The sequence below is a fragment of the Syntrophobacterales bacterium genome (genome assembly GCA_019429105.1).
Classification (GTDB): domain Bacteria; phylum Desulfobacterota; class Syntrophia; order Syntrophales; family UBA5619; genus DYTH01.
In genome coordinates this window covers 52,646-76,784 of sequence record JAHYJE010000003.1, presented here as the reverse complement: position 1 = coordinate 76,784, position 24,139 = coordinate 52,646, and the positions used below count along the sequence as shown (strand labels likewise).

19 protein-coding genes are annotated in these 24,139 nt (G+C 56.0%); 8 read left to right on the top strand and 11 right to left on the bottom strand.

Going from position 1 to position 24,139, the window contains the following annotated elements:
* Positions 1-151 precede the first annotated feature (151 nt).
* Entirely contained in the window at positions 152-3,979 is a 3,828-nt protein-coding gene (locus K0B01_01905) for an SEC-C domain-containing protein (GenBank protein MBW6484892.1), read from the top strand.
* Between the two features lie 101 nt (positions 3,980-4,080).
* Here K0B01_01905 and K0B01_01900 read toward each other — a convergent pair whose 3' ends face one another.
* The 4 genes from K0B01_01900 to K0B01_01885 all read right to left on the bottom strand — a co-directional run bounded on the left by K0B01_01900 (position 4,081) and on the right by K0B01_01885 (position 8,291).
* The gene (locus tag K0B01_01900) at positions 4,081-6,513 is read right to left on the bottom strand and encodes a heavy metal translocating P-type ATPase (protein MBW6484891.1); all 2,433 of its coding nucleotides are present in this window, start codon (positions 6,511-6,513) and stop codon (positions 4,081-4,083) included.
* Between the two features lie 73 nt (positions 6,514-6,586).
* Positions 6,587-6,802 (bottom strand): cation transporter, encoded by a 216-nt coding sequence (locus K0B01_01895; GenBank protein ID MBW6484890.1) that lies wholly within the window; start codon positions 6,800-6,802, stop codon positions 6,587-6,589.
* A gap of 49 nt (positions 6,803-6,851) precedes the next feature.
* A complete protein-coding gene (locus tag K0B01_01890) occupies positions 6,852-7,121 on the bottom strand; it encodes a metal-sensitive transcriptional regulator (protein ID MBW6484889.1) in 270 nt (89 codons plus the stop codon).
* Positions 7,122-7,355: 234 nt separating this feature from the next.
* Positions 7,356-8,291 carry a patatin-like phospholipase family protein gene (locus K0B01_01885; GenBank protein ID MBW6484888.1) on the bottom strand — a complete coding sequence of 312 codons (936 nt, stop codon included), beginning with the start codon at positions 8,289-8,291 and terminating at the stop codon, positions 7,356-7,358.
* A 272-nt stretch (positions 8,292-8,563) separates the two neighbouring features.
* On the opposite strand from K0B01_01885, the gene K0B01_01880 reads away from it, so the two are divergent.
* On the top strand, positions 8,564-9,064 hold the full coding sequence (locus K0B01_01880) for an Hsp20/alpha crystallin family protein (GenBank protein ID MBW6484887.1): 501 nt from the start codon (positions 8,564-8,566) through the stop codon (positions 9,062-9,064).
* Between the two features lie 208 nt (positions 9,065-9,272).
* Positions 9,273-9,608, top strand: a complete 336-nt coding sequence (locus tag K0B01_01875; protein MBW6484886.1) for a hypothetical protein — start codon at positions 9,273-9,275, stop codon at positions 9,606-9,608.
* A 96-nt stretch (positions 9,609-9,704) separates the two neighbouring features.
* Here K0B01_01875 and K0B01_01870 read toward each other — a convergent pair whose 3' ends face one another.
* Together K0B01_01870 and K0B01_01865 are read right to left on the bottom strand one after the other, a co-directional pair.
* Positions 9,705-10,361 (bottom strand): cytochrome b/b6 domain-containing protein, encoded by a 657-nt coding sequence (locus tag K0B01_01870; GenBank protein ID MBW6484885.1) that lies wholly within the window; start codon positions 10,359-10,361, stop codon positions 9,705-9,707.
* Positions 10,358-10,579 (bottom strand): hypothetical protein, encoded by a 222-nt coding sequence (locus K0B01_01865; protein ID MBW6484884.1) that lies wholly within the window; start codon positions 10,577-10,579, stop codon positions 10,358-10,360. The genes K0B01_01870 and K0B01_01865 overlap by 4 nt, the downstream gene beginning before the upstream one ends.
* Positions 10,580-10,850: 271 nt before the next feature.
* Here K0B01_01865 and K0B01_01860 point away from each other — a divergent pair, with 271 nt between their 5' ends.
* A complete protein-coding gene (locus K0B01_01860; protein ID MBW6484883.1) occupies positions 10,851-11,258 on the top strand; it encodes a response regulator in 408 nt (135 codons plus the stop codon).
* Between the two features lie 96 nt (positions 11,259-11,354).
* A complete protein-coding gene (locus K0B01_01855) occupies positions 11,355-13,268 on the top strand; it encodes a GAF domain-containing protein (GenBank protein ID MBW6484882.1) in 1,914 nt (637 codons plus the stop codon).
* On the opposite strand, the gene K0B01_01850 is transcribed toward K0B01_01855, so the two are convergent.
* A complete protein-coding gene (locus K0B01_01850; protein MBW6484881.1) occupies positions 13,225-14,049 on the bottom strand; it encodes a formate dehydrogenase accessory protein FdhE in 825 nt (274 codons plus the stop codon). The genes K0B01_01855 and K0B01_01850 overlap by 44 nt on opposite strands.
* Positions 14,050-14,291: 242 nt before the next feature.
* On the opposite strand from K0B01_01850, the gene K0B01_01845 reads away from it, so the two are divergent.
* The 3 genes from K0B01_01845 to K0B01_01835 are packed head-to-tail and all read left to right on the top strand — an operon-like array spanning position 14,292 to position 18,617.
* On the top strand, positions 14,292-15,440 hold the full coding sequence (locus tag K0B01_01845; GenBank protein ID MBW6484880.1) for a hybrid sensor histidine kinase/response regulator: 1,149 nt from the start codon (positions 14,292-14,294) through the stop codon (positions 15,438-15,440).
* Positions 15,441-15,475: 35 nt separating this feature from the next.
* Positions 15,476-17,422, top strand: a complete 1,947-nt coding sequence (locus K0B01_01840) for a cache domain-containing protein (protein ID MBW6484879.1) — start codon at positions 15,476-15,478, stop codon at positions 17,420-17,422.
* A 22-nt stretch (positions 17,423-17,444) separates the two neighbouring features.
* Positions 17,445-18,617: a hypothetical protein gene (locus K0B01_01835; GenBank protein MBW6484878.1), complete on the top strand. Its 1,173-nt coding sequence runs from the start codon at positions 17,445-17,447 to the stop codon at positions 18,615-18,617.
* Between the two features lie 45 nt (positions 18,618-18,662).
* Here the strand turns inward: K0B01_01835 and K0B01_01830 are convergent, their stop codons facing one another.
* From K0B01_01830 to fdnG, 4 genes are read right to left on the bottom strand one after another with little or no spacing between them, the layout of a single operon-like run.
* On the bottom strand, positions 18,663-19,037 hold the full coding sequence (locus K0B01_01830; GenBank protein MBW6484877.1) for a response regulator: 375 nt from the start codon (positions 19,035-19,037) through the stop codon (positions 18,663-18,665).
* A gap of 17 nt (positions 19,038-19,054) precedes the next feature.
* Positions 19,055-19,777: a cytochrome b/b6 domain-containing protein gene (locus K0B01_01825; protein MBW6484876.1), complete on the bottom strand. Its 723-nt coding sequence runs from the start codon at positions 19,775-19,777 to the stop codon at positions 19,055-19,057.
* Positions 19,774-20,577: a 4Fe-4S dicluster domain-containing protein gene (locus K0B01_01820; protein MBW6484875.1), complete on the bottom strand. Its 804-nt coding sequence runs from the start codon at positions 20,575-20,577 to the stop codon at positions 19,774-19,776. Before K0B01_01820 ends, K0B01_01825 begins: the two co-directional genes overlap by 4 nt.
* 12 nt (positions 20,578-20,589) lie before the next feature.
* Positions 20,590-23,649: a formate dehydrogenase-N subunit alpha gene (gene fdnG, locus K0B01_01815; GenBank protein MBW6484874.1), complete on the bottom strand. Its 3,060-nt coding sequence runs from the start codon at positions 23,647-23,649 to the stop codon at positions 20,590-20,592.
* Positions 23,650-24,139 lie beyond the last annotated feature (490 nt).

Here is a 24,139-nt window from a genome sequence, read left to right as displayed (position 1 = left end):
GAACGTGCCACATGGATGGGAGAGTTGCCCCTACCGAACGTGCCATGCGGTGCGGTTGTTCGATCCGCTGGCAAGCAGGGATAATGACAGAGGCGGAAACGTATCATGCCTGCCGCAATGGCTTTTCGCAGGCCTCTGGAAGGAGGAAGGATTGGCAGATTTTTTGTGGAGTTTTGAAGCGCTCGCCCGCTTGTGCGGGCATCAAGACCCGGGGGTGAGAAGCTGGGCGGCTGACCGGGCGCGCTATCTTTACCCGCAGGAGGCGGGGCCGCTCATGGTCGGGCTTCTGAACGACCGGGAAGAATCGGTGGCGGTCCAAGCCGCCGACTATTTCTGCGCCTATCCCGACAGTGGCATCGCCGATACCCTGCTTGCCGCCTTCAGAAAAAGCTCGGGTCTTTCGGCAGAGCGCCTCGCCCATGCCCTGGTTTTGCTGAAAGACAACAGACTTCTCGACGCCGTAAAGGAAAAGCATGTCCGGATACCCGAGGCCGAGGCTGCCCTCGCCGACTTCGCCGGGGGGTTGATGAAAGTTGCCCTCCTCGGAACAAAAGAGGCCCATCTGTACGTGGAAGACACACTTGGGCATCTCGACTCGCTTGGCCGCTCCCGGGAGGCGGCAGCTCTGTTTTTCCACGCGAACCTCGCGGCGGGCACAGACATTAGCAAACTGCTTCTTTCCGCCTATCGCAGCGGCGTGAGCGGCTATGTCGCGGCGCTCCTATCCGGAATCACGTACCGCGCCGGGGGATGGTGCGCGATTGAGGACCTTGCCGGCAAGAGGGCCTCCGAAGAACTCGCCGCGGAAGTTGATGATGCTTTCGAGCTCCTGATCAAAGGCGAGTACGCGAACGTCGCAAAATCCCTCAAAGCGCTCTTGAAAAGGCGGAGGTTCAACAAAATTTTGCAAGAGACGGGCCTAACCGCCCTGGCGATTGAGCAGAAAAAAAGGCGGGAACACGGCGAGGATGCCTATCTCCGCTGGCAGGCGCAAAGGGACGTCCCGTTCTTTCATTGCGCCGTCCTGAGCGCCTTTAAGGAAACAGCCGCGGAAATTCCCCCCGCGCAGCGGGAAATCGTTGCCTGTATTGCCATTATCGTTCTTTCCCTGCTTACAGAGTCCCGCTCCCTGCTCGCCCTGAATCCTGCAATGCTCGACCCGGATGCTGCGCTCAGGATATTTTTTGAGGACAGGCCCGCGGCGCCCCAGGACGATGCGCTTCTGGATCTCCTTGCCCAAAGTGCGGACGCGAAGAGCCTGGCCGGCGAGGCCATCCGCCGGCTGGGGCAGTTCCCTTTCGCCGAGGCAAACGGGCGAATCATCCGGTTCGCGGGCAGGTTCATCGATGCAGAGCTGGCCCGGGAGCTGCTGACAGTGAGCTTCGAAGACAACGAGTTCGCTGATGACGTCGCCAAGGCAGTCAGCAGTCTGGGCGACCTTTCCATTCCCCTGCTGTGCCCCCTTTTCGAGCAGAACAATCAGGTCGGAATCCCTCTGGCGCTGCGCGTCCTGGAGGAGACTCCAACGGAGAAGGCGGCTGATCTCGTTTTGACCCACTGGTCACTTCTGTGGGGCGAGTACAGGGAATGGCTTCTGAACACCGTGACCGGAATAGGCGATAAAAGGTTTATCCCGGTTCTGAAGACCGAGCTGAAAGCGGGCGAGCAAGCCGAAAACGAGACCTTTCGCTTCCTGTGCCTTGTCAACGGCATAACAAATCCCGAACTCAATAGCATCGAGCGGGAAAGCGAGCGCCGCGAAAAAAGAAAAAAGCGCTTGCGCCGCGCGCTGGAAGAGGGGGACATGGCAGCCCTCCTGAGGGAACCTATAGAGATCCCGCTCAAGTGCCGCTCTTGTCATAATGTCTATCATTACACGGTTGACAAGGTCTTCGCGGTCGTCGGCACAGCAGACATGGTGATTGATGACTGCATCGTCTGCAAGCAATGCGGAGCGCTCGACCACTATGAAATCCCCGAAGAGGGAAGGATCGCGGTGACAGCCCGGTTGGCGGCGCTCCATCTTCTCCCGGAAGCCGCCAAAGCAGACCTGGATGAAATGACAGTCGCCACCCGCAGGTCGGTATCGGCCCTCGGGAAGGATATGCCCATCCAGGATTTGATAGACAAATATGAGAAGAAGCTGAAAAAGGATTCGGAGAACCCCGAACTCCTCATCGGTTTTGCCAACGCCCTCCGGCAGGGCAAGCGGCGGGAGGATGCCGTGCCCATTTACGAGCGGGCGCTCAAGAACGACCCCCTGAGCGTAGAAGGTCACGTCACCCTCGGCGAATACGCCTTCGACAAGGGCGATCTCGAGGCGGCCTTTACCCATTACAGCAAGGCCGCAGAGGTCATGGACCGGGGGAACTACTACCGGCTCAACGGCGATCGCGATCAATTCAAGGAAGGCCTTCTCGATAAGCTTATGTTTGTGGCGGAAAAGCTCGGGCGGGAACTCCCCTCTCCTCATGAGCAAGGCGTCATGGGGGAGGCGACGGCGCCCCCGCGACGGGCGGTCGGCCGAAATCACCCTTGCCCCTGCGGAAGCGGAAAGAAATACAAGAAGTGCTGCCTCCTCAAGGAATCCGGGCAGGAATCGGCGCCAACTGAACCGGCGCCCCGCAAAGCGCCCGTTCCTGATCCGGTTTTCCGGCGCCTCCGGGAAAATCTTTCCCGCTACATCAAAAGGGAGATATCCCGTAACGATTTTCTGAGGGGCACGGGCATATTCTGGAATATCGAGCCTCGGGAGCCCCTCGCACTGCCCGAGAGGGCCTCCCGAGATGAAGGCCAGTTCCACGATTGGTTCATCCACGACTACCGCAGGGAAAACGGAAAAACAATAATGGAGAGCTTCTGCGACCAACGGGGGAACACACTGGCCGCAGAAGAGAAACGCCTCGCCGAATCACTTATGAAAAGTTACGAGTCCATCTACGAGGTGCAGGCTGTCCGGGAAGGGGAAGGGCTGACGATCCGGGATATCTTTACCGGCGAGGTGATGGGTGTGCAGGAAATCTCCGCGTCCTACGAGGCCGTCCAATGGGATCTCCTTCAGGCGAGGGTTTACAAAATGGACGGCGTGTGCAGGTTTGCTGGAAATGGGCAGAAGCTCCCACGGATGAGGGGAGAAGCCCTGAAGGCATACATAGACAAGGCTCGCCGGAGCTTCGAGGCCGAAACGGGGCGAGGGGGCTGGCCCGTCTTTTTGAAGGAGAACGCCTTCCTGATCGGGCGTTTCTTTGATGAGGTCGTTGAAAAACCGCCCGTGCTGCTCACCGAGGAAAGACACCGAATCATCACTGCGAAGGCCCACTTTACAGTGTCCGATTTCGGGCACGCCCGGAAACTCCTTTCCGGAGAGTACGATTTCACCGATGAGGAAGAGACCCCTTCCGGGGGCGTGAGCTACTCGTGGCTGAAAAGAGGCCCCTCCAGGGAGTGGAAAATAGGCACCGAGGAAGCTGAAAAGGGAATCGTTGCCACCTCCAGCATCGTCCATCCCTCCGGGCAGTTGACATTCACGGTCCTCGGCACGGTCAACCTCCATCCTGACAGGCTGACCCTCGAATGCATGTCCCGGGAACGACTGGAAAGGGGAAAAAAGAGGCTTCTCGATCTGCTGCGGGGTTCCGTCCGTCATCGCGTCGACGAATTCGAGGACATCGACGTAGCCATGGAACGGCAAGAAGAAAAAGAGGAAGCGGCAAAGCCCTTAAAACATGATGAGCGGTACAGAACCATGCTGACCTCGGTGATGCAGAAGTACCTGTCCGCCTGGCCCGATACGGCGATTCCGGCCCTCGGAGGCAAGACCCCCCGGGAGGCCGCGGCATCGCCAGCGGGCAGAGAGAAAGTCCTCGGCCTCATAAAGGATCTGGAATATGGGGAAGCCCAAAAGAAAAAGAACGGCGAACCCTTCATGAACCTCGGCCCCTTGCGGAAAGAGCTGGGATTCGGGAGGGATGAAGGCTGACGCAACTGGGAATAACAATCCCGACCTTATGCAATTGACTTGAAGGTCTTGATCTGCGTGTTGCTATTCATGATCAAAGAACAACTGCCAGTCCTCCGGAATTAAACCTTGGCGCGACGCAGCCGCAGGCTGTTGCTGACGACAAACACGCTGCTGAACGCCATCGCCCCGGCCGCAACCATCGGGTTCAGGAAGCCCAGCGCCGCGGCGGGAATCAGCATTACATTGTAGAAAAACGCCCAGAACAGATTCTGCTTGATCGTCCGCAGAGTCATACGGGAAAGATTAATGGCGCGCACCACAGCGCGCAGATCGCCGCTCATCAGTGTCACAGGGGCGGCCGCCATTGCCACGTCCGTGCCGGTGCCGATCGCCATGCCTACATCCGCCTGCGCCAAAGCGGGGGCATCGTTGATGCCGTCGCCGACCATCGCCACCACGCTGCCTGCCTGCTGCAACTTTTTCACTTCGTCAGACTTGCCGGCGGGCAGCACCTCTGCCAAAATCGCATCAACGCCGACCTGGCCGGCGATCGCCTCCGCCGTTTGCCGGTTGTCGCCCGTAATCATAACCACGCGCAGGCCCAGCCGGCGCAAAGCGGCAATCGCCTCGAGCGAACCCTCCTTGACGGTATCGGCGACGGCAATCACGCCTGCGGCCTGTTGGTCAACGGCAACGAGCATGGCCGTCTTGGCCTCGGATTGCAAACGTCCGACCACAGCGCTCAGTCCGTTCAGCGGGATTCCTGCCGTCTCCAGCATCCGAATGTTGCCGACCAGCACGCTTTTTCCCTCGACTTCGGCCCGTACTCCTTGCCCCGGTTCAGCAGTAAATCCGGACGCTTCCGCCAGACTCAGCCCGCGCGCCCCGGCCTCCGTCCAGACAGCCTCGCCCAGCGGATGCTCACTCCCTTTTTCCACCACCGCGGCCATTTGCAGGAGTTCATCCGCATTCCACGGGGCTCCTTCCGCGGTAACGATATCCGTAACCGCGGGCTGACCCTTCGTGATCGTGCCTGTCTTGTCGAGTATTACCAGCTCGATCTTGCCCGCCCGTTCGAGCGCTTCGCTGCTGCGGAACAGCACCCCCATCTGCGCGCCCCGGCCCGTCCCGACCATTACGGCAGTCGGCGTGGCCAGCCCCATCGCGCACGGGCAGGCAATCACAAGCACCGCCACCATGTTGATAAGCGCGGTCGTAAAGAGGGGATTGACAAACTGGTGATCGGGAAACGCCAGCGGCACAATGAAATACCAGACGGCAAAGGTCAAAAGCGCAATCGCGATGACCACGGGCACAAAGATGGACGAGACCCGGTCCGCCAGTCTCTGGATCGGCGCCTTGCTGCCCTGCGCCTCTTCCACCAGCTTGATAATCTGCGCCAGCGCCGTTTCCCGGCCTACCTTCGTGGCCTCAAAGGTAAGTCGTCCCAGTTTGTTGAAGGTCGCACCGATTACCGTATTGCCCTGCTTTTTTTCCACAGGCAGGGATTCACCCGTCAGCATCGCTTCGTCAACGGCTGAGCGCCCTTCGATAACGACGCCGTCCACCGGGATTTTCTCGCCGGGTTTAACGATAACTATATCGCCTACCTGCACCTCGTCAATGGGCGTGTCCACCTCGCGCCCGTCGCGCATAACGTGGGCGGTTTTTGCCTGCAATCCCATCAGCTTTTTGATGGCCTCGGAGGTACGTCCCTTGGCGCGGGCCTCGAGAAATTTCCCCAAGCGAATCAGCGTGATTATGACCGCCGCGGTCTCAAAATAGACATGCCCGGGAATAACCCCCAGCGTAATAAAAATGGAGTAGAAGTATGCCGTTGATGAACCCAGGGCGATGAGCACGTCCATATTGGCGGAGCCGCCTCGCAGCGCCTTGTACGCGCCCGTGTAGTAATGCCAGCCCACGTAGAACTGCACCGGTGTCGCCACCGCCCACATGGCGTAATGCACCCAGAAGGCATGGGCCCAGGGGCCAGTCAGACCAAAGTCGCGCGCCATCGAAAACAAAAACAGCGGCAGGGTAAAGATCAGCCCGGTGATAAGCAGGCGGCGCTGTTCTTTGAGTTCGCGCCCGCGCGCCTCGGCCTCGGCGTCCTCGGCCGAAGAGCCCAGCTCGAGGGCTGCAAATCCGGCGGCGGCAATAGCCTGGCGGATTTCCGCCTGGCTGATCATGGTCGGCACGTACCGGACGCGCGCCTTTTCACCGGCGAAGCTCACCTGCGCCTCGAGCACCCCCTCCAGACCGGCAAGGGCCTTTTCCAGCCGCCGCGCGTCATTGTCGTCGGCGAGCCTCCTGATGACCAGGTCGGCCTCACCCGTTGCCACACCGTAGCCAGCCCGCTCAACACGGGCGATCACCTCCGGCACTGTCAGCCTGGCCGGATCAAAATCCACGGTCGCCCGTTCCGAGGACAGATTCACCACCGCCTGGCTTACGCCATCCAGTTTCTTCAGGTTGCGCTCGACCGCCGCGACGCAGTTGGCGCACGTCATCCCCGTAATGGGGAGAAGCACGCGTTTCGTATCATCCATATCCATTCCTTAATGACTCCGGCTGATTACAGGTTGCGACACACCCCTGCTCCGCGCAGAGAAAATGCTTTCGTCAGACTGCCGAAACGTCCACGGGGAAATTGATCTCGGCCAGCAGGGCCTTGATATTCTCTTCCGTCGCCGGGGCGTCAAACGTGACGGCGACCTTTTTGGAAGCTATATCAGCCTTGACAGACTGGACCCCCGGCAACTCGCCTACCTCCATCTCGATGGTGTGCGTGCAGTGACCACAACTAATAGCAGGAACAACCCAGGTAACAGTATTCATAAAAAACTCCTTTCGATTTTTTGGCGCCGACGCCATGCCGGCACGGTGATTAAACCTTATTTGCCATGTCAAAAACTTCGGTGATCTCTTTCAGGACGCGTTCGCGCTCGCCGGTATCTTCGCCCCTGATCGCGGTTATGACGCATGTGTTCAGGTGGTTTTCCAGTATCCGGGCGCTGACCTTGTTCAGCGCCGCTTCCACTGCCTGAATCTGGCGAATGATATCGATGCAGTAAACATCCCCCTCGACCATGCGGATAACGCCGCGCAGGTGCCCCTCGATTGTTTTCAGACGACGCAAGGCTTTTTCATTTTTCATTGCCACCTCATGTTTATACTTAATTTATATAATCTTTTCTATGACCCCTCCCACCCGGGGGGGTGGTCAGATGGATTATATGCATGCTTGCCCGTCTGTCAAGAGGAAAGGTGAAAATATTTGCGTCAGTTACTTTTGTTGATTTGCCGGCGCCCTGATTATGTTGCGAGCACCGGCTAAGGGAGAGGTTTTTTTCGGACGGGTCGTCGCAGCAGGGCATCGCCGGCATGTTCTTTACTCAGGCAGGAAATTTCGTAAAAGTTTCCGGGCGGAAAACCAGCTCTTCAGGCCTGATATCGACTGGCGTATCTCCGGGAGATGTTCCCTGGTTGCCTTTGCCCCGGCATCGATGAGATTCAGGGCATGGGAAAAATCGGCCCATTCCAGAGCGGCGACCTCCGGACAAATGACAATATCGGCGGCCTGCAAGTCATAATGGACCAGACGGTTTGACATGACTTCATTGGCGCGGTCGGAGATCTCCTTTGCCGTGAGAAGCTCCTCCTGCAGCGAAATATCTTTTTCCACCACCACGGCGATCACCGTGTCGGCGCCCTGCCGGCGGGCGACCCGGGTGGGCACCATGGAGACGATGCCGCCGTCCGCAAGCAGCCTTGCCCCATCTTTAAGGGGTTCTATCGCGCCGGGAACCGCACAGCTTGCCATTACCGCCCGCCGGAGCGATCCCTTCGAAAGCACGATCTCCTCGCCGCTCACCAGGTCCGCGGCAACGCCATGCCAGGGGATCCGCGTATCCTCGATCTGGATATCGGGAACAAAGTAATCAATCATCACCTGAAATTCCTCGGCGGACAATATCCCGGGCCTGAACATGGCCTGCACCAGATAGAACGTATTGGTAAAGAAATTATGGATTCGTTTGGCGAAGTTCACATCCCCCTTTTCATTGGCCCGCTCCATCGCCCGGATGACGGAAGACTGAAATTCAGGGGTGTTCAGATATTCAGCAACCTTCTGCTCCAGTTCGCCGGCGCCAAGGCCGCTCGCATACGCCGCCCCGACCAGTGCGCCCATGCTGGTTCCGGCGATTACGCCGACGGGAATTTTCTCCTCCTCCAGCACCTTCAGCACGCCGATGTGCGCAAGCCCCCTTGCTCCCCCCCCGCCCAGGGCCAGGCCAACACAATTTACCATCAATTTCTTCATCATCAAGATCCTCTCAAAATCAAACAATCAAGACGGTTTCATACCTGCCAGTTTCCCCTGCGCATAGGCAGCCATTTTTTACTGATAGCACAAACGAAAGTAAAATTTCCACTATTTCGCCGCCTTGATATTTTGCTGACGCAGGCAGCGTTTCTCGCTTCCCCCGCCGCCTGAGCATATTGACAGTGATTTTATATTGATTATATTATGGTTAAAACAACTGGCAATTATATTAAGTATTTACAAAACATTATTAAGGAAAGGAGGAGGCTGAGATGATTAAGAACTGGTTGCCATCGGTTTGGCGCAGGAGCGAATCTCCGCTGCAGGCGGAGACGGAGCATCCCTTCCACGCCCTTCAGAGGGAGATGGGCCGGGTGTTTGACGATTTTTCCCGCAGCTTTGATCTCACGCCGTTCGGCAGCGAGAGAGGCCGGGACGTTTTCTATCCGTCCGTTGACGTTACGGAGGGGGACAAGGAGGTAACCGTCAAGGCTGAACTTCCCGGGATGGAGGAGAAGGACATTGATGTGAGTCTAACCGACAATTCCTTGACAATCCGCGGCGAAAAAAGGGAAGAGAGGGAGGACAAGGGCAAGGATTACTGGCATAAGGAAACAAGCTACGGCTCTTTCAGCAGGGTGATCCCTCTGCCGGAGGGGATCGATACGGAAAAAGTGGATGCCCGTTTTAAAAACGGAGTCCTGACGGTTACCATGCCGAAACTGGAAACAACTATTACCAAAAGCAGGAAGATTTCGATAAAGGCGGAATAACGGGGTCACACCGCGTACATTGTAACAGTCACTCGCGCGTGCGGGAAATTCTCGGGGAACCGGAAAGTGCCAGTTGTTATGAACAGAGTTCCCGCACGCGTGTCGGCGCCTTCGTCGTTCGGCGAAAGTGCTGCTTTTCCTGTCGCTGACTGGCAGCCGGACAGGGGAAGATTAACTTTACCTGATCAAAAGCAAGGGGATTTGAATCGTGACTTCATCGGTAACGGCATCGGAACATCTATTCAGGAAAACCGTCAATAGTGATTTGCTGTCGCTTCCCGGCGACAAGCTGCTCCAGCGCGTCCTCGACAGCGAAAACCCCGGGGAGCTGGTAAAACAACTGCCCGCCGAGGATCTTTTCTGGGTTGTCAAACGGATCGGTGCAGATGATTGCCTGGCCCTCCTGGAGATCGCAAGCGAGGAGCAATGGCAGTATCTGGTTGATCTCGATGTCTGGCGCAAGGATCTGTTGTCCCCCCAAAAGGCCCTCGCCTGGCTGAAACTCCTTTCGATTTTGGGCGCCGACCTCCTGCCGGCCCGGTAATTAAACCTTATTTGCCATGTGCGTCAGCTTGTCAAGAGGGAAAGATGAAAAGCGGAGATGGGGGGGCGTGAAAGAGATGGCTCTAACAGACAGGGTTCAATGGTTCGCGGGGGGTTCCTCCGGCATTTCTTCAAAACCCAGGATCATTGCCTTGATGAGGTCGAAACTGCTGCGTCCCATCGTTGACATGTAGAGATGGACGATCAAATTCAACAGAAGCAGGTAGCCTGCCGCAACATGCAGCGCGTCGAGCAGTCTGACTCCACCCAGCCAGCCGATCACGTCGTTAAAGAAGAAGATGTCGCTGAAGAGGATGCCTGTGATGATAATCAACGGGGTAATCACGAGCATGACCGAGTAGTAGGCGATCTTCTGCAAAGGGTTGAACTTCCCTTCTGCAGTGGGAGTGAAAGGATTTTCACGCCCCTGGAATATGCCAAAGAGATAGTAGTACGCCTGCTTCCCCAAGAGTGGCAAATCTGCCCGCCGCAGGAGGCAATGGGCCCGAAAGCTGCCGCTTTCACTGATATAAATCGCCCATAAGAGGAACGAGATGGTCATCGCGTAGCCGCTGTATCTATGGATTAGAACGGCCGCGCTGTATTCGGGGATCCAAGAGGCAATCCTGCGGGCAAACTCCCCGATTCCCGGCGCCCGGAGCTGGATGCCGGTAATCATCAGCGCAATGACGATCAGCGCATTGATCCAGTGCCATATCCGGATGGTCAGCGTATGCAGGATAAGCTTTTTCATCGTTTCACCGGTATCCGCAGCAGTGCATGCGCCAGGATCGAGGGGATCACCCCGACAAGGTCGATCAGTTTGATGCCGAGTTGGCAGTCCCTGCAGGCGATGCTTGCGTGAGTGGTTATTTTTTTGAACTCTTCGTGGCGATTTAAACAGTCGTCCGACGGTACAATGGCACAGACAGGGGAACTGAGTACCGGAAAGATGATGACAAGAGCCGACATAATATACCTCAGCGAACAAGAGAGAAACACAACACGGCAGTATCATAAAATTTTTGTCGGCTTTGTCAAGAAATAATATCGGGAATAATGTCTGTATGTTGATAGAATTTTCATGTTGATAGAATTTTCTTGACAGAGAGTCATCTTTTCTTTAGCATCAGCGTACGGTAAAAATATATCCTTATAAGCCAGCTTCGGACCAAAGCTAAGCGACGTGTGTGTACCGGTCATACGCGCGGCGAATCTGCCCACTATTTCACAGGTGTAAACCATGGCAAACAAGGTCTTGATTATTGACGACGACGAGGATGTAGTTTATACAATGCGCCTGCCGCTGGAAGCGAACGGCTACCAGGTCTTTCGCGCAGCCGACCGCCGGGAAGGCTTGCAAAAAGTCAAAGAAGTCAATCCCGACATCATCCTGCTGGACGTAATGATGGATTCGATGACGACCGGCTTTGAGGTATGCCGGACGATCCGCAACCCGGATCCGGCCTCCGAGTATGCGTCATACAGGGGGATCCCGATCGTGATGATTACGGCGATCCACGCCACCGCATCACTGCGTTTTGCACCGGATATGGCCCAGTTGCCGGTTGATGCCTTCGTCGAAAAACCCATCGAACCGGAAGCGCTGCTGTCCATCGTTCGCAACCATATCGGCAAACACAGACCTTAACAGAGTTGTCGCACGATTCAGCGGTCTAAAGGCCGGGCTGTATCGCATGTCTCACAACAGGCAAGCCCCCTTATATTTATACGCAGACAGGAACATATGGCGCAAGCGGACCCTCACCACACCGATCCGGATTCGGGTATTGGCCCGATTGAAGAAGAGCGGATCGCCAACGAAGCGTGGATGATCAGTCTGCGCTGGTGGGCGGCGCTCGGCGTGTTGGCCGCCACATGGTTCGCCACCTCCGTCCTCAAGCTTTCGCTGAAAGCCGACGCCTTTTACGTCATCGGCCTGGCGATACTGCTCTACAATCTATTTCTGTTTGCCATCCTCAAACTGCGGCTCCGGGTTTCACCGCGTAACGTCGAATCGCTTGAACCGCTCGTAATAGCGCAGATCATCCTCGACTGGCTCGCGATGATCCTGCTGATTCACTATTCCGGCGGCGTGGAAAGCCCGGCAATTCCCTTTTTTTTCTTTCACGTTATTATTGCCTCGATACTGCGGATGCCCCGCCAAACCTATATCTATTCTGTGGTAGCCATATTGCTTCTCAGCGGAATGACGGTCCTGGAATATGCAGGGGCCCTGCCCCATTACTCAGTAATGGGTTTTATCGACGCACCGCTGTACAAAAATAAGCTGTTTATCTCCGGAGAGCTTGCGTTTTTTGTCGGCGGCATCTTTATTACGGCCTTCATCGCCTCCACGCTCAACCGCAGCTTGTACCAGCGGCAGACCGAGGTCATCCAATTAAACAATGGGCTGCAACGGGCTTACCATCGCCTGCAAATACTGTACGACGGCATGCAGGCGTTGAACTCGACCCTGGACCTGCAGCAAGTTTTGGATCGCCTTGCGCGCGACACGGTAAAGGCAATGGGCGTGCGCGGCTGCTCGATCCGCCTGCTCGATAAAACCGGCGAGCGACTGATTGATGCCGCGGCCTATGGTCTGAGCGACAGCTACCTTCAAAAGGGCAATTTGGTTTTGAAATATAATCCGTTGGCCCGTGAAGTCCTGGCAGGCAAAACAATCACGGTTGGCGATGTGGCGCATGATGATCGCTTGCAGTATCCAAAGCAAGCCCTTGATGAAGGGATCCATGCCATGCTTTCAACCCGATTGCAAGGCAGACGCGAAATCCTCGGCATAATTCGCGTTTACTGCATCAAGACCAATCGCTTTACCGAAGACGACGCCAGTTTCCTCACTGCCATCGCCAACCAGGGCAGTCTGGCAATCGAAAACGCCATGGCTTTCAAGGCGCTCGCGGAAATGGACAAAGTCAAATCCAAGTTCATTCTGATGTTTACGCATGAGCTTCGCTCACCGATCAGCGTCGTGCACAGCCTTTTGTGCACGATCACGAGCGGTTACGCCGGCGCACCGACCGAACAGCAGGCGGATATTATTAACCGGGCCTTGCAGCGTGTCGACTTTTTAAAAACCTTGATTGACGACTTGCTCGAACTGGCCTCCGCCAAGAACGAACCCGCAGACACCGGCACATGGGTAGATATACCACTGGCAGAAGCGGTCGGACGAGTCATTACGCGCTTTGAAATGTCGGCCAAAGAAAAACAGATTAAACTAAAGTGGCAGTGCGAGCCAGAAGATTCACCGCTTATCGTATCCGCCACAAACGAGGAGCTCGATCTTATCCTCAATAACCTCGTTTCCAATGCAATCAAGTACACTCCCCAGGGCGGGGCTGTAACCGTAACGATGGACCGCGTTGAAGGGCACGTGCGCCTGAAAGTAATGGACACGGGGATCGGCATTGCGGACGATGCCCGGGCGCGTCTGTTCGAGGAATTTTACCGCGCACCGAACGCCCGGGCGCAAGTCAAGGAGGGCACCGGACTGGGTCTGGCGATCACCAAAAATCTGATAACCCGTTTTGGCGGGCGCATCAGCGTCAAAAGCAAATTAGGCGAGGGAACAGAGTTTATCATGATTTTTCCCATTAAAAAAACAGACACCCTTTTTCCTGGGCAGCAACATCCATAGAGACGGTCGCCAGGGTCTCTACGGGCAGGCACAGTTCTGAATCGGACTCCTGCATGTCGATGGATTTAAGATACCGGTGACAGGCTTCACAAACGTAGAGTCGGTATCTCCCCTCCTCACTGGGATAATAGGTCTGGCGATCCCTCTCCATGCAGAAAGGGCACCCCATTCGGCGAAAACGCCACTCCGCATTGCAACGCGAGCACAACAGGGTGCGGAAACCGGGCTCAGCATGAACGACTGCAAAAGACGGCGCTCCGCCGCAGACGGGGCAATATCCGCGGTGCCACGCGTCCTGCGCGATGCGGGGCATGATTCGTTCGCAAGCCAGTTGGACATACGGGGCCAAAACAAGACCACTGGCCGCTCTGATCACATCCGCCGACTGGCCCGCGCCAACGAGCGGGAGCCTGCTGTTAAAGATCTCCTGCGCATGGGCCAGGATCGTCTCCGGTTTCGGCTCATCGCTATCGGGAGGGAGATATCCCGTATAACGAATCAACAGCGGCGCAATATCTCTGTACAGATCAAGGAACGGAGCGGCCTCCATCCGGAGTTCCTCAAAGCTCACCTGGGGAATTCCGGATGCCAAACAGGCGGGATCGATTTCTCTATTCTCCAGATATTCGAGATGACGATCCTCTTTCAGGTGAGCCTTGAAAGTAAACTGGACATGAAAGAGTTGTTCATAGAAATGGAACAACGCCTCCAAATCGGGATGCATGGTCCTTGCCTTGGACAAATGCTCAATGATGTTTTGGTCCTGCAGACTGAACTTCATGCCCGATCCTCCAAGTAGAAAAGTGATTTGCGAAAGAAAAATATTTCGCGGTAAGTATAGACGGAAACGTCTTTATTGCAAAGCTGAAATTTTCCCTTCTTACCCACCTTTTTATAATCGGCTTGCGTACACGGCTCTGTTATAAAACAGCGATGACATTGAACTCAATTTGACATTACAGGGTTCTTTTGCTACAAGTCCCATAAGTTGTGAATCAGGAACCTTGGCAGGGAGCAGAAAATATGCGCGTGCTTGTGGTTGATGATGAGTTGGGAATTCGTGAAGGATGCCGGCGGGCTCTCACGTCTTCAGGATTGGAGGTGGAAGTAGCCGAAAACGGGCCTGACGGCCTGGACAAACTCCGTCAGGGGTCTTTTGATGTCTTGCTGGTCGATGCCATGATGCCCGGCATGAGTGGGTTGGAGATGATGCAGCAGGTGCGAAAAATAGCACCCGACATCATCAGCATCATCATCACCGGGTATGCGACCATCGAACTTGCCGTTCAGGCCATCCGCGAGGGGGCCCATGATTTTATTGCCAAGCCCTTTACTCACGAATTATTGATGCACGTCATCAATCGGGAGATGGATCGGCAGAGACTCAACCGTGAAGCCCAAAGGGTAAACGAACTGGAGGAGAAACTCCTCGGGCTTGCGAGGGTCAAAGCCGAAACAGAGAAGATCGGCACAATGCAGGGCCGTTTTATGATGACCATGGTGCACACCCTCCGGGCGCCGGTGGCCGTTGTTCAAAACACCATTCAACTCATCCGCAAAGGATATGTCCCCCCCTCGGAACAGGTTGCTTTTCTGCAACAAGTCGAAGAACGCGCCGGGGAATTGCTTGCTATCCTTGATGACCTGCTCCTCCTGTCGCGTCTCAAAGAAAATATAGGAGGGGCGAAGACGGAGACCGTTCACCTGGCGGACATGGCCGAAGGCGCCCTTGCCGCCTTCAAAAAAGAGTTTGCTGAACACGGTCTGACCGTAAGCGTGGAGCGGATGGACCACACGCTTATTTCAGGAAGCAGAGAATACCTCCAGGCGCTTTGGATGCACCTGCTCGGCAACGCCATCCGTTATACCCCACCGGGCGGGCAGATCACCCTTTCCCTTCAGGAAAATACAATCGAAAAGAGAATCATTGGGACGGTGACCGACACGGGTATTGGAATCACCACTGAAGAGATTCCCCGGATTTTCGAGGAGTTCTATCGGACCGAGGGGGCCAGGGCTATGCAGGAAACCGGCACAGGTCTTGGATTGTGCATCGTCCAGCAGATTGTCTCTCTTTACGGCGGCGCCCTTGAAATCGATTCTAACCCGGGGTTAGGCAGCTCATTTCGCTTTATTCTTCCCCAAACGGCCACCATGACTGGAGCAGGATGATGAAGCGCTGGCTAGGGGTCATTCTTGGAGGCCGATTGCAAAAAGTGCTGATCGCCTCCTTCGCCCTGGTGGCCGGACTCACCATCGGTCTGGATACACTGGTCACATCCCGGGTTATCCGTACCTATCTTTCCAAGGCGGAAGCGAATCTTGTATCCCGGGACATGGATCTGGCGAAGGCCTTTTACCGGCTCAAACTGGAGGAGGTGGAGGCCATCAGCCACCGCTTGTCTCTGGATACATGGATTATCGATGGTCTGTCAGCCGCCGCCCGGGGAGAAGCCAACGCCACACGGATCATCGACCAGCAGATCACTAATAAAATCTCCGTGCTTGCCCTCGGCGGTACCCATTTTATTGCCGTCCTGGATGAACAAGGGCGTACGGTTGTCGGCCGGGTTCTCTCCCAAACAGGGCAACTGTCGGCCCCGCTTTTGCAAGGCGAGTGGAAATGGTTGCCAATCGTTCAGGAGGCTCTGGAGACAGGCAAACCACAGACCGCCACCGAAGTTATATCGAAGGAACTATTGGCCCAGGTTGGTCTGGATCAGCAGGCGTACATTCCTCTGATCGAGACGCCGCTGGCCGCCCCGGAGCCTTTTGATCCGCGGGAAGGGACAGCCGGCCTCGCCCTGACCGGGGTCTATCCGCTGCGCAACCAGGATCAGCGGATCATCGGCGCGGTTTTATCGGTGTATCTGTTCAACAACGATTTCAATTTGGTGGACCGCATCAAGGAGGTGGCAGGGATCGACACGGTCACCATATTTTTTGGCGACTTGCGGGTATCCACCAACGTTATGGCCGAGCAGGGAAAACGCGCCGTGGGCACCCGGATATCGCAGGAGGTCCGCAACATAGTTCTCTCGGAGGGTCGCGATTATGTGGGCCGTGCCTATGTGGTAAACGAGTGGTTCATCACCCGGTATACCCCCCTCATGGACAGCCGGGGTCGCGTTGTGGGGAGCCTCTATGTGGGCGCCAGGGAATCGTTGTTCCTGACCTTGGTTCACGAATTCAACAACCAGGTCGCTCTGATTGCATTCGTCTGCATTCTTCTGGCAGGGTTGATCGCCGTGCCGATCGCCCGATTGTTCATCAAGCCAATCGGCGCCTTGGTGGAGTCCAATCGCCGCCTTTCCGAGGGGGATATGAGCGTTCGGGTGAAGGTGTCCGGAAAAGGGGAACTGGCAGCGCTGGGCCACTCCTTCAACACCATGGTGGAAACGCTCGACAGAATCCAGAAGGAATTGGTCTATAAGGAAAAACTGGCATCCATGGGCCAACTGGCCGCCGGGGTCGCCCATGAGATCAACAACCCCCTGGGCGCCATCATGCTATACTCGGAAACCCTCTATCGGGAAGCCGGGGATGACGACGCCAAACGGGAGGATCTCAAGATGATCATCGATGCGACCCACCGCTGCAAGCGGATTGTCGCCAACTTGTTGAATTTTGCCCGCGAGCAGGAAATGCTGACCCAGCAGAGCAATCTGCACGTTATCCTGGAGGAGGCGATTAAAAGCGTAAGCAGTCAACCAAGTTTCGAACATGTGCAGATCATCCGGCATTTTGTTCCGGATCTGCCGCTCATTCAGGCAGACCCGGCCCAATTGATGCAGGTGTTTGTCAACCTGCTCAATAATGCGGCCGACGCCATGTCGGGCGGCGTCATCACCATCACCACCCGGTTCTCCATAGGGCGGACAGTGGAGATCGTGACGACGGATACAGGCCACGGCATCGCGGAAGAGAACCTGGAGAAACTGTTTACCCCCTTCTTTACCACCAAACCCCTCGGAAAAGGGACGGGGCTGGGTTTATCCATCGTCTACGGAATTATTAAAATGCATCGCGGCCAGATTCAGGTATCCAGTCAAGTTGGCAAGGGAACGACCTTTATCATAACCCTGCCGATAATTCCGCCCAAAACGGAATCATCCCGGAAAGGGGCAAATGCCTCAGATACGCTGATCCAGTAAACAAGCTATGGAAACCAAAGTAATGATCCTTATCATCAGTGGAAATACCGACCTCCAGAAGGCCTGCCTTCAGGCTTTGGAGCCGGGGCGCTTTTCCGTCCAGATGACCGCTACCCTGCCGGAGCGGATATGCGCGCCCCCCGGAAAGGATATCGATATCATCCTCATGGATGCCGCGCTGCTCCCGGATCAGCCGGAGACGAATCTTCATGAGAACCTGACGGTGGATGACCCCGAAAGGGCATGCATCCTGCTGAGCGGACCCTCAACATGGAATCGGGCTCTGCAAATGGTGAAGTCGGGTTTTTACGATCTCATTTTACTGCCAATCATTCCCGAACTCCTGTCGCTGCGCATCGACCGTGCCCTGGAATGGCGCAGGAAGGCCCTGGAATTTAGAAGGCTTCAGATTTTCGAGCAGGATGTCTCCCGCCTTTTGTCCGTCACCGAGGGGGAGCTGGAGACCTCCGAGCTTTTCGACAAGGATTTCCTGGCGCCGGCCGCCTTCCGGCTTACGATTGCCCATGAATTCCGCGCCCCGCTCACCGCCCTTCAGAGTTTTCTGCTCATTCTGCTGAAGGGGTATGTCCCTCCGGAAAAATGGAACGAGATGATCCAGCACGCCTTGGATCGTTCCGAGGATCTGTTGAACCTCGTCGACAGCCTGATGAATCTGGCCACCGCAAGACAGGAAATGTCCCCGGAGAATCGGTCAGTTGTGCAACTCGGGGATGAACTGGAAGATGTTCTGCCTTCCCTGAAAACCGAGGCCGAGGGGAAGGGGCTTTTGCTGACGCTGACCATCCTTGATAATCCCAGGGTGGAGGTCCACCCCAATCACATGAAGCATCTGTGGACCAACCTGATTTCCAACGCCATCAAATACTCCCGGAGCGGGGGGCGCATCCGGGTAACGCTATCCCGGGATGAGAGAAACGCTATTGGGGACGTTGAGGACACGGGGATCGGCATCTTGCCGCAGGATCTGCCCTTCATCTTCAACGAATTTTTTCGGACCGTAGAGGCAAAGAAGATGGTGCGGCGGGGAACGGGGCTGGGACTGCCTCTCGCCAAACGCATTGTGGAAGGGTACGGCGGCAACGTCGAGGTAAAATCCACCTTCGGCGAGGGGAGCCTCTTTTGCTTCACGCTGCCGTTGGCCGCCGCCCCGCCGGGTGAAGACTCGAAGGGTTGAAGAGGCGCGCCCTAACAATGGACGGGCCCCCTCAACCGGCACTTTTTATCCGAGGATCCTTTTGACCTGTTCGAGAAGTTTGTCCGGGTCGATGGGTTTGTGAATCCATTCAGAAGCGGGGACGTATTCGTCGGACGGCAGTTCACTGCGCACCCGGTCCCCGGTGAGTGAAGTGGCCATGATCACCGGAATATCCTTGAGATCCTTGTCGGCTGCCATCTGGCGGCGGGTATCCAGACCGTCGAGGATATAGGACATCATGACATCCAGGATGACCAGATCGGGCTTTTCCTCCCGCATTACCTTCAGCCCCTGCTCCCCGTTGGCCGCCGTCAACACTTCGTGGTTCTGAAACTGCAGAATCGTCCGGGTAATCTTGATAAAATCGGGATCGTCATCAACAACAAGGATTTTGGACATACCTCTTCCTCCTTCAATTAGTCTCCGTGGGAAGCATTTTTCTTCTTTGCTTCGTAGAGTTCCTTCGCCCGCTTGGGTCCATAATACCACTTCGCATGGTGTTCGGCCGCATAAGTGGCGGAGGTGACGCCGAAACGCATGCTGACCAGGGCGGCCCACATCAGCGGATGCGCCACCGCCAGAAACAGATGGACTATGAGCATGCAGAAGGCGACGATCATGGCCAGGTCATGGACCACCACCATCCAGCGGAACAGTTCAGGCGATACGATTCCCTTGCCGTACCACATGATCAAACCGCTGACTACGAACAGTATCCAGGAGACGATCATGACCACCGCATTGATCTTTTCCCCGGTATTGAACCGGCCCTGCGGCGGCATGGCATCGTGCTTTCCCCATACGTAATAACCGAAGGCGTTTTTCAGCCAGCCCAGATCATCCCTTCCAAAGCCGAACTCTTTCAAATGCATCCACAAGCGCCGCGGTTGCAGGATGCCGTATATCAAGGGTACCGCGATGAAAAGAATTGCTGTCAAACGGTGCATGAGGCGCATCCATTGCCCGGCGTCCCCCTGAGCCAGGGGTTTGAAAACGTCCAGATAGAGAACGAGACCTGTGACCACCAGAGGGATGAAAAGGGCGGTATTAATCCAGTGCAGGAAACGCTCTACAAATGTGTACTTCGGGATCCAGCGGATCTGGAAGACATGTCCTGCTTTTTCTCCTTGACCGTTCATTCGACTTCCTCCATATTGATATTCCGGCGGATAATCAACCAGGCCACCAAGGTCCCCAGCACCGTTCCCCCAATGGCAATCTTGCCCAAAGGCTGAATGACGTTTTGCCACATCACGGCCAGGGCTGGATACTGGGGATTCGCCGGAAGTCCATAGGCCTCTGGTTTTTCGACCAGCACATACAGGCGCCCGAGCCCGCCAACGGCCTCCTCCCCATAGAGATTGGCCGCGGCGAATCCACGGGTCTTGAGCGTTTCCACCCGTTTCTTTCCCGCCGCGATCATCTGGTCCCGGTCACCCCAGTGGAGGGCCTGGGCCGGGCAGGTCTTCACACAGGAGGGAATCAGACCGTTATCCGTACGGTCCTGGCAGAAGGTGCATTTGGAGGCCTTAGCCTTCCCTGTGAGCACATTGGAAACTTCAAGTTTAGGGACGCCGAAGGGGCAGAACTGGGAGCAGTAACCGCAGCCGTTGCACAGATCCGGCTCCAGCGTCACCCTGCCGTCGGCCTGCTTCTTCAGGGCCTTCGTCGGACAGACGTCCACACAGACGGCCTCTCCGCAGTGCATGCAGCCTTCTTTCAGAAAAAGCCACCTAAATCCCTGAGGGCCGTCATATTCGGTAAATTTAATCCGCGTCCACGTCTGCGGGGTAAGTTTCGGAGGATTCTCATAGCCGCCTGTGTTGACGGTCTTTGAATAATTCCACCCCGTAAGTTCATTCCACTGCTTGCAGGCCACCTGGCATCCGCGACAGGCGGTGCACTTGGATTCGTCAATCAACATCGCTTTGCGCGCCATAAGCTCCCCTTTCTATGCCTTTTTGATATCGACCAGGAATGCCTTGTATTCCGGAATCGTCGTATTGGCATCCCCCACGTGGGGCGTCAGATCGTTGGCCGTATCTCCCGTCGCCAGGCCGGCCCATCCGAAATGCCAGGGCATTCCGACTTGGTGGACGGTTTTTCCCTCCACCATGAAAGGCTTGAAGCGGGCCGTAACCACCGCTACCGCTGTGATTTCCCCTCGGGCGGAACTGACTTTGACGCGATCTCCGTTACCAATCCTGCGCTCGGCCGCCAATTCCTTGCTCATCTCGACAAACATCTGGGGCTGGCATTCGGTCAGCCAGTCCAGCCAGCGCGACATCCCCCCGGCCTGCCAGTGCTCGACAACCCGGTATGTCGTGGCCACGATGGGGAATTTGTCCAGCTTCCCCACATTGTCCCCAATCGCTTTCCCCTGATCCGTCTTCCAGATTTTGATTGCCGGATTGTGCAGGCGGGAAGAAAAAGGATTCTTCGCGACCGGCGTCTCCAGGGGTTCGTAGTGTTCCGGCAGCGGTCCCTCGCCGAGGGGGGAGAAGAGCCCCCCTCGCCCGTCCGCGCGCATGATGAAAGGATCTTTCCCGCCGGGATCCGAAGGGGCCTTGGTGGGGGCGAAATCGGGAACGTCGTAGCCCACCCATTTTTTCTGGGTCATGTCCCACCAGATCAGTTTTTTCTCCTCGCTCCAGGGCTTGCCGTTGGGATCTGCGGAACAGCGGTTGTAAATGATGCGCCGGTTGGCCGGCCACGCAAAGGCCCAGAACGGGTACATTCCCAGCCCACCGGGGTCTTTCTGCCCCCGACGCTTGGTTGCGGGCATCATCTTCCCGGTCCCGTCATCGGCGGGCGCAAAATATCCCCCATAGATCCAGCAGCCGCACGCCGTGCTCCCGTCTGCCTGCAACAGGCCGAACGTTTTCAGGATTTCTCCCTCCCGGGCGACGATATTGCCCTGCGGATCCTTGATCGGGGCAATGGCATATCCGTTGAGTTCCCGGGCCACCTTCTCCACACTCAATTCCTTGCCGTAATCCCAGTTGAGATGAAGGAGCGGATCGGCGAAGGGTCCGGGGGCGGCAGCATAGAGCGCCTTCAATTTAAGCGCGATAAGATTGAGGATCTGATGATCCGGCAGCGCCATCCCTGGGGCAGCGGCCACCTGGGAGCGCCATTGAATCAAGCGGCCGCTGGTGGCGATGCTTCCCTCTTTCTCCATGGCGTCCGCCGCCGGCAGGATAAAGACTTCGGTCTTGATATCGGCGGGTTTTACGTCCGGGGCGCGCCAGAACGAACAGGTTTCGGTATCGAAGATCTCCTGAACGACCATCCATTTGAGTTTCTTCAGGGCCTCCCGCTCCAGCCGGGAATTGGGTCCGCTGACCGCCGGATTCTGTCCCATGAGCCACAGGCCTTGAATTTTCCCGGCGTACATATCCTCAAACAGACTAATCCAGTAATGTTTGGCTGGACTCTCCACCTTGGGCAGATAATCATAGGCGAATTGGTTTTCCGCAGTTGCATGATCTCCCCACCAAGCCTTCAGCAGACTGACGAAGAATTTCGGTTTGTTGGACCAGTAGCCCGTTTTGGGGGTTTCCTTCTCAAGGTAGGCGGCCAATGTGGGATGATCCCCCGCCCTGGGGATGCCCAAATATCCGGGAATCAGATGCGCCAGGATGCCCTGGTCCGTCGACCCCTGGACGTTGGACTCGCCGCGCAGCGCATTCACCCCGCCTCCCGGAACGCCCATGTTGCCCAAAAGCAGTTGGATCATGGCCATACAGCGTATGTTCTGAGATCCCACGGTATGCTGCGTTTGCCCCATGGCATAGAGAATGGTCCCGGATTTGTTGCGGGCCCCCGTGGAGGCGTATAGTTTATAGGCCGCCTCCAGTTTGTCCGGCGGACAGCCGGTGATTCCGGAGACCGTTTTTAGCGTATACCGGGCGTAATGACGCTTCATAATCTGAAACACGCAGCCGGGGTTCCGCAGGGTCTCGTCCCGGAGCGGGTTTCCCTGGGCATCGATCTGGTACTTCCATGTGCCCTGATCATATTTGCCGAAACCGTCGCCGTTATCCACGAACCCTGAAAACACGCCATCCAGATCCGCGGGGCCTTTGAAGCCGGGGGCGATTACGTTGGCCGCATTGGTATAATGGATCACGTACTCCTTCTGGATCAATTGCTTGTCCACCAGGTATTTCATCATTCCGCCGAAGAAGGCGATATCGGTGCCGCTGCGGATCGCGACGTAAAGGTCTGCCTGCGAGGCCGTCCTTGTGAAACGGGGATCCACGACGATGAGCTTCGCGCCTCTGTCATCCTTCGCCTTATTGATCCAGGTCATCGATGCCGGGTGATTTTCTGCACAATTGGAGCCGTCGACCAGGATCACATCGGCATTTTTCAGATCCACCCAGGTATTGGTCATTGCACCCCGACCAAAACTTGCGGCCAGACCGGCCACAGTAGATGAGTGTCAGACCCGGGCCTGATGTTCGATATACACCATGCCCAGAGCACGGCTTAACTTGGCCGCCAGATAACCTTCCTCATTGTTGTTGGCGGCGCCGCCCATAAAGGCAATGCCGGTGTTGCGGTTCACCGTCACGCCCTTGTCGTTTGTCTTCTGAAAGGTGGCATCCCGGGTCGTTTTGATCCGTTTGGCCACTTCGGCAATCGTCCAATCCCAGTCCTTTTCCTCAAACTTGTCGCTGCCCGGCGCTCGGTATAGAGGCTTTTTCAGGCGCAACGGGCTCTGGGAAAGTTGCCGGACGGCGACAGATTTCGGATCGAGCGCCCCGCGGTTGACGGGATTGTCGGGGTCCCCCTCCACATTGATGATGTGTCCATCGGGCCCCGTGGCAATGAGCAACCCGCAGCCGCAGGAACAGTAAGGACAGATCGTGGCGGCTTCCCTGATTGGCTTATGCATTGGAAATGCTTTGACTTTTTCCGAGGATACCGCCATACCGGAAGGCAAAAGAATAGATCCTGCGGTAAGCCCTGAATACTGCAAAAATTTCCGTCGAGAGATTCCCATAGACGTCAGATCCTCCTTACAAGAATTGATTTTTAATGGCTGATTTTGATATTGGACAGAAACAACTTTTAGGATGTCGGATTCTACAACTATAAGATTTGGTGCCAATGGAAAACATAACGGCCCCGCAACCGGTGCACAGAATTCCGAGCGGCCGAGCGCCGCCTTCCTTGATGACGTTGCAAAATACGCAATAAACATGCCAGAAAATCATATTTTAATTTACTACTATAATTAGATAATTACGCAGATAGAGTTATTAATCCCCACTCCGATCTGGGCATATGGCCAGATCGAAGTGGGGATTTCACGAGATTCCATGAGCTATACCGAACATCGGCGGGGATAATTGACGGCTACAAGAAAAGTCCCCTGCTGCGTTCAAGCTTTTTCATTGACAAGTTCCGCTGACAACGATATCAGGCATTTACGAAAAACTCCGTACGGAAAAGGAGTAAACAACGAGGAGGAAGCGCTTGCCGCCAGTCTG

What these genes read in the sequence shown, in the direction of transcription:
- K0B01_01900 (MBW6484891.1), bottom strand. Translation starts at nt 6,513, where the DNA reads ATGGATGATACGAAACGCGTGCTTCTCCCCATTACGGGGATGACGTGC.
- K0B01_01895 (MBW6484890.1), bottom strand. Translation starts at nt 6,802, where the DNA reads ATGAATACTGTTACCTGGGTTGTTCCTGCTATTAGTTGTGGTCACTGC.
- K0B01_01890 (MBW6484889.1), bottom strand. Translation starts at nt 7,121, where the DNA reads ATGAAAAATGAAAAAGCCTTGCGTCGTCTGAAAACAATCGAGGGGCAC.
- K0B01_01885 (MBW6484888.1), bottom strand. Translation starts at nt 8,291, where the DNA reads ATGATGAAGAAATTGATGGTAAATTGTGTTGGCCTGGCCCTGGGCGGG.
- K0B01_01880 (MBW6484887.1), top strand. Translation starts at nt 8,564, where the DNA reads ATGATTAAGAACTGGTTGCCATCGGTTTGGCGCAGGAGCGAATCTCCG.
- K0B01_01870 (MBW6484885.1), bottom strand. Translation starts at nt 10,361, where the DNA reads ATGAAAAAGCTTATCCTGCATACGCTGACCATCCGGATATGGCACTGG.
- K0B01_01865 (MBW6484884.1), bottom strand. Translation starts at nt 10,579, where the DNA reads ATGTCGGCTCTTGTCATCATCTTTCCGGTACTCAGTTCCCCTGTCTGT.
- K0B01_01860 (MBW6484883.1), top strand. Translation starts at nt 10,851, where the DNA reads ATGGCAAACAAGGTCTTGATTATTGACGACGACGAGGATGTAGTTTAT.
- K0B01_01855 (MBW6484882.1), top strand. Translation starts at nt 11,355, where the DNA reads ATGGCGCAAGCGGACCCTCACCACACCGATCCGGATTCGGGTATTGGC.
- K0B01_01850 (MBW6484881.1), bottom strand. Translation starts at nt 14,049, where the DNA reads ATGAAGTTCAGTCTGCAGGACCAAAACATCATTGAGCATTTGTCCAAG.
- K0B01_01845 (MBW6484880.1), top strand. Translation starts at nt 14,292, where the DNA reads ATGCGCGTGCTTGTGGTTGATGATGAGTTGGGAATTCGTGAAGGATGC.
- K0B01_01835 (MBW6484878.1), top strand. Translation starts at nt 17,445, where the DNA reads ATGATCCTTATCATCAGTGGAAATACCGACCTCCAGAAGGCCTGCCTT.
- K0B01_01830 (MBW6484877.1), bottom strand. Translation starts at nt 19,037, where the DNA reads ATGTCCAAAATCCTTGTTGTTGATGACGATCCCGATTTTATCAAGATT.
- K0B01_01825 (MBW6484876.1), bottom strand. Translation starts at nt 19,777, where the DNA reads ATGAACGGTCAAGGAGAAAAAGCAGGACATGTCTTCCAGATCCGCTGG.
- K0B01_01820 (MBW6484875.1), bottom strand. Translation starts at nt 20,577, where the DNA reads ATGGCGCGCAAAGCGATGTTGATTGACGAATCCAAGTGCACCGCCTGT.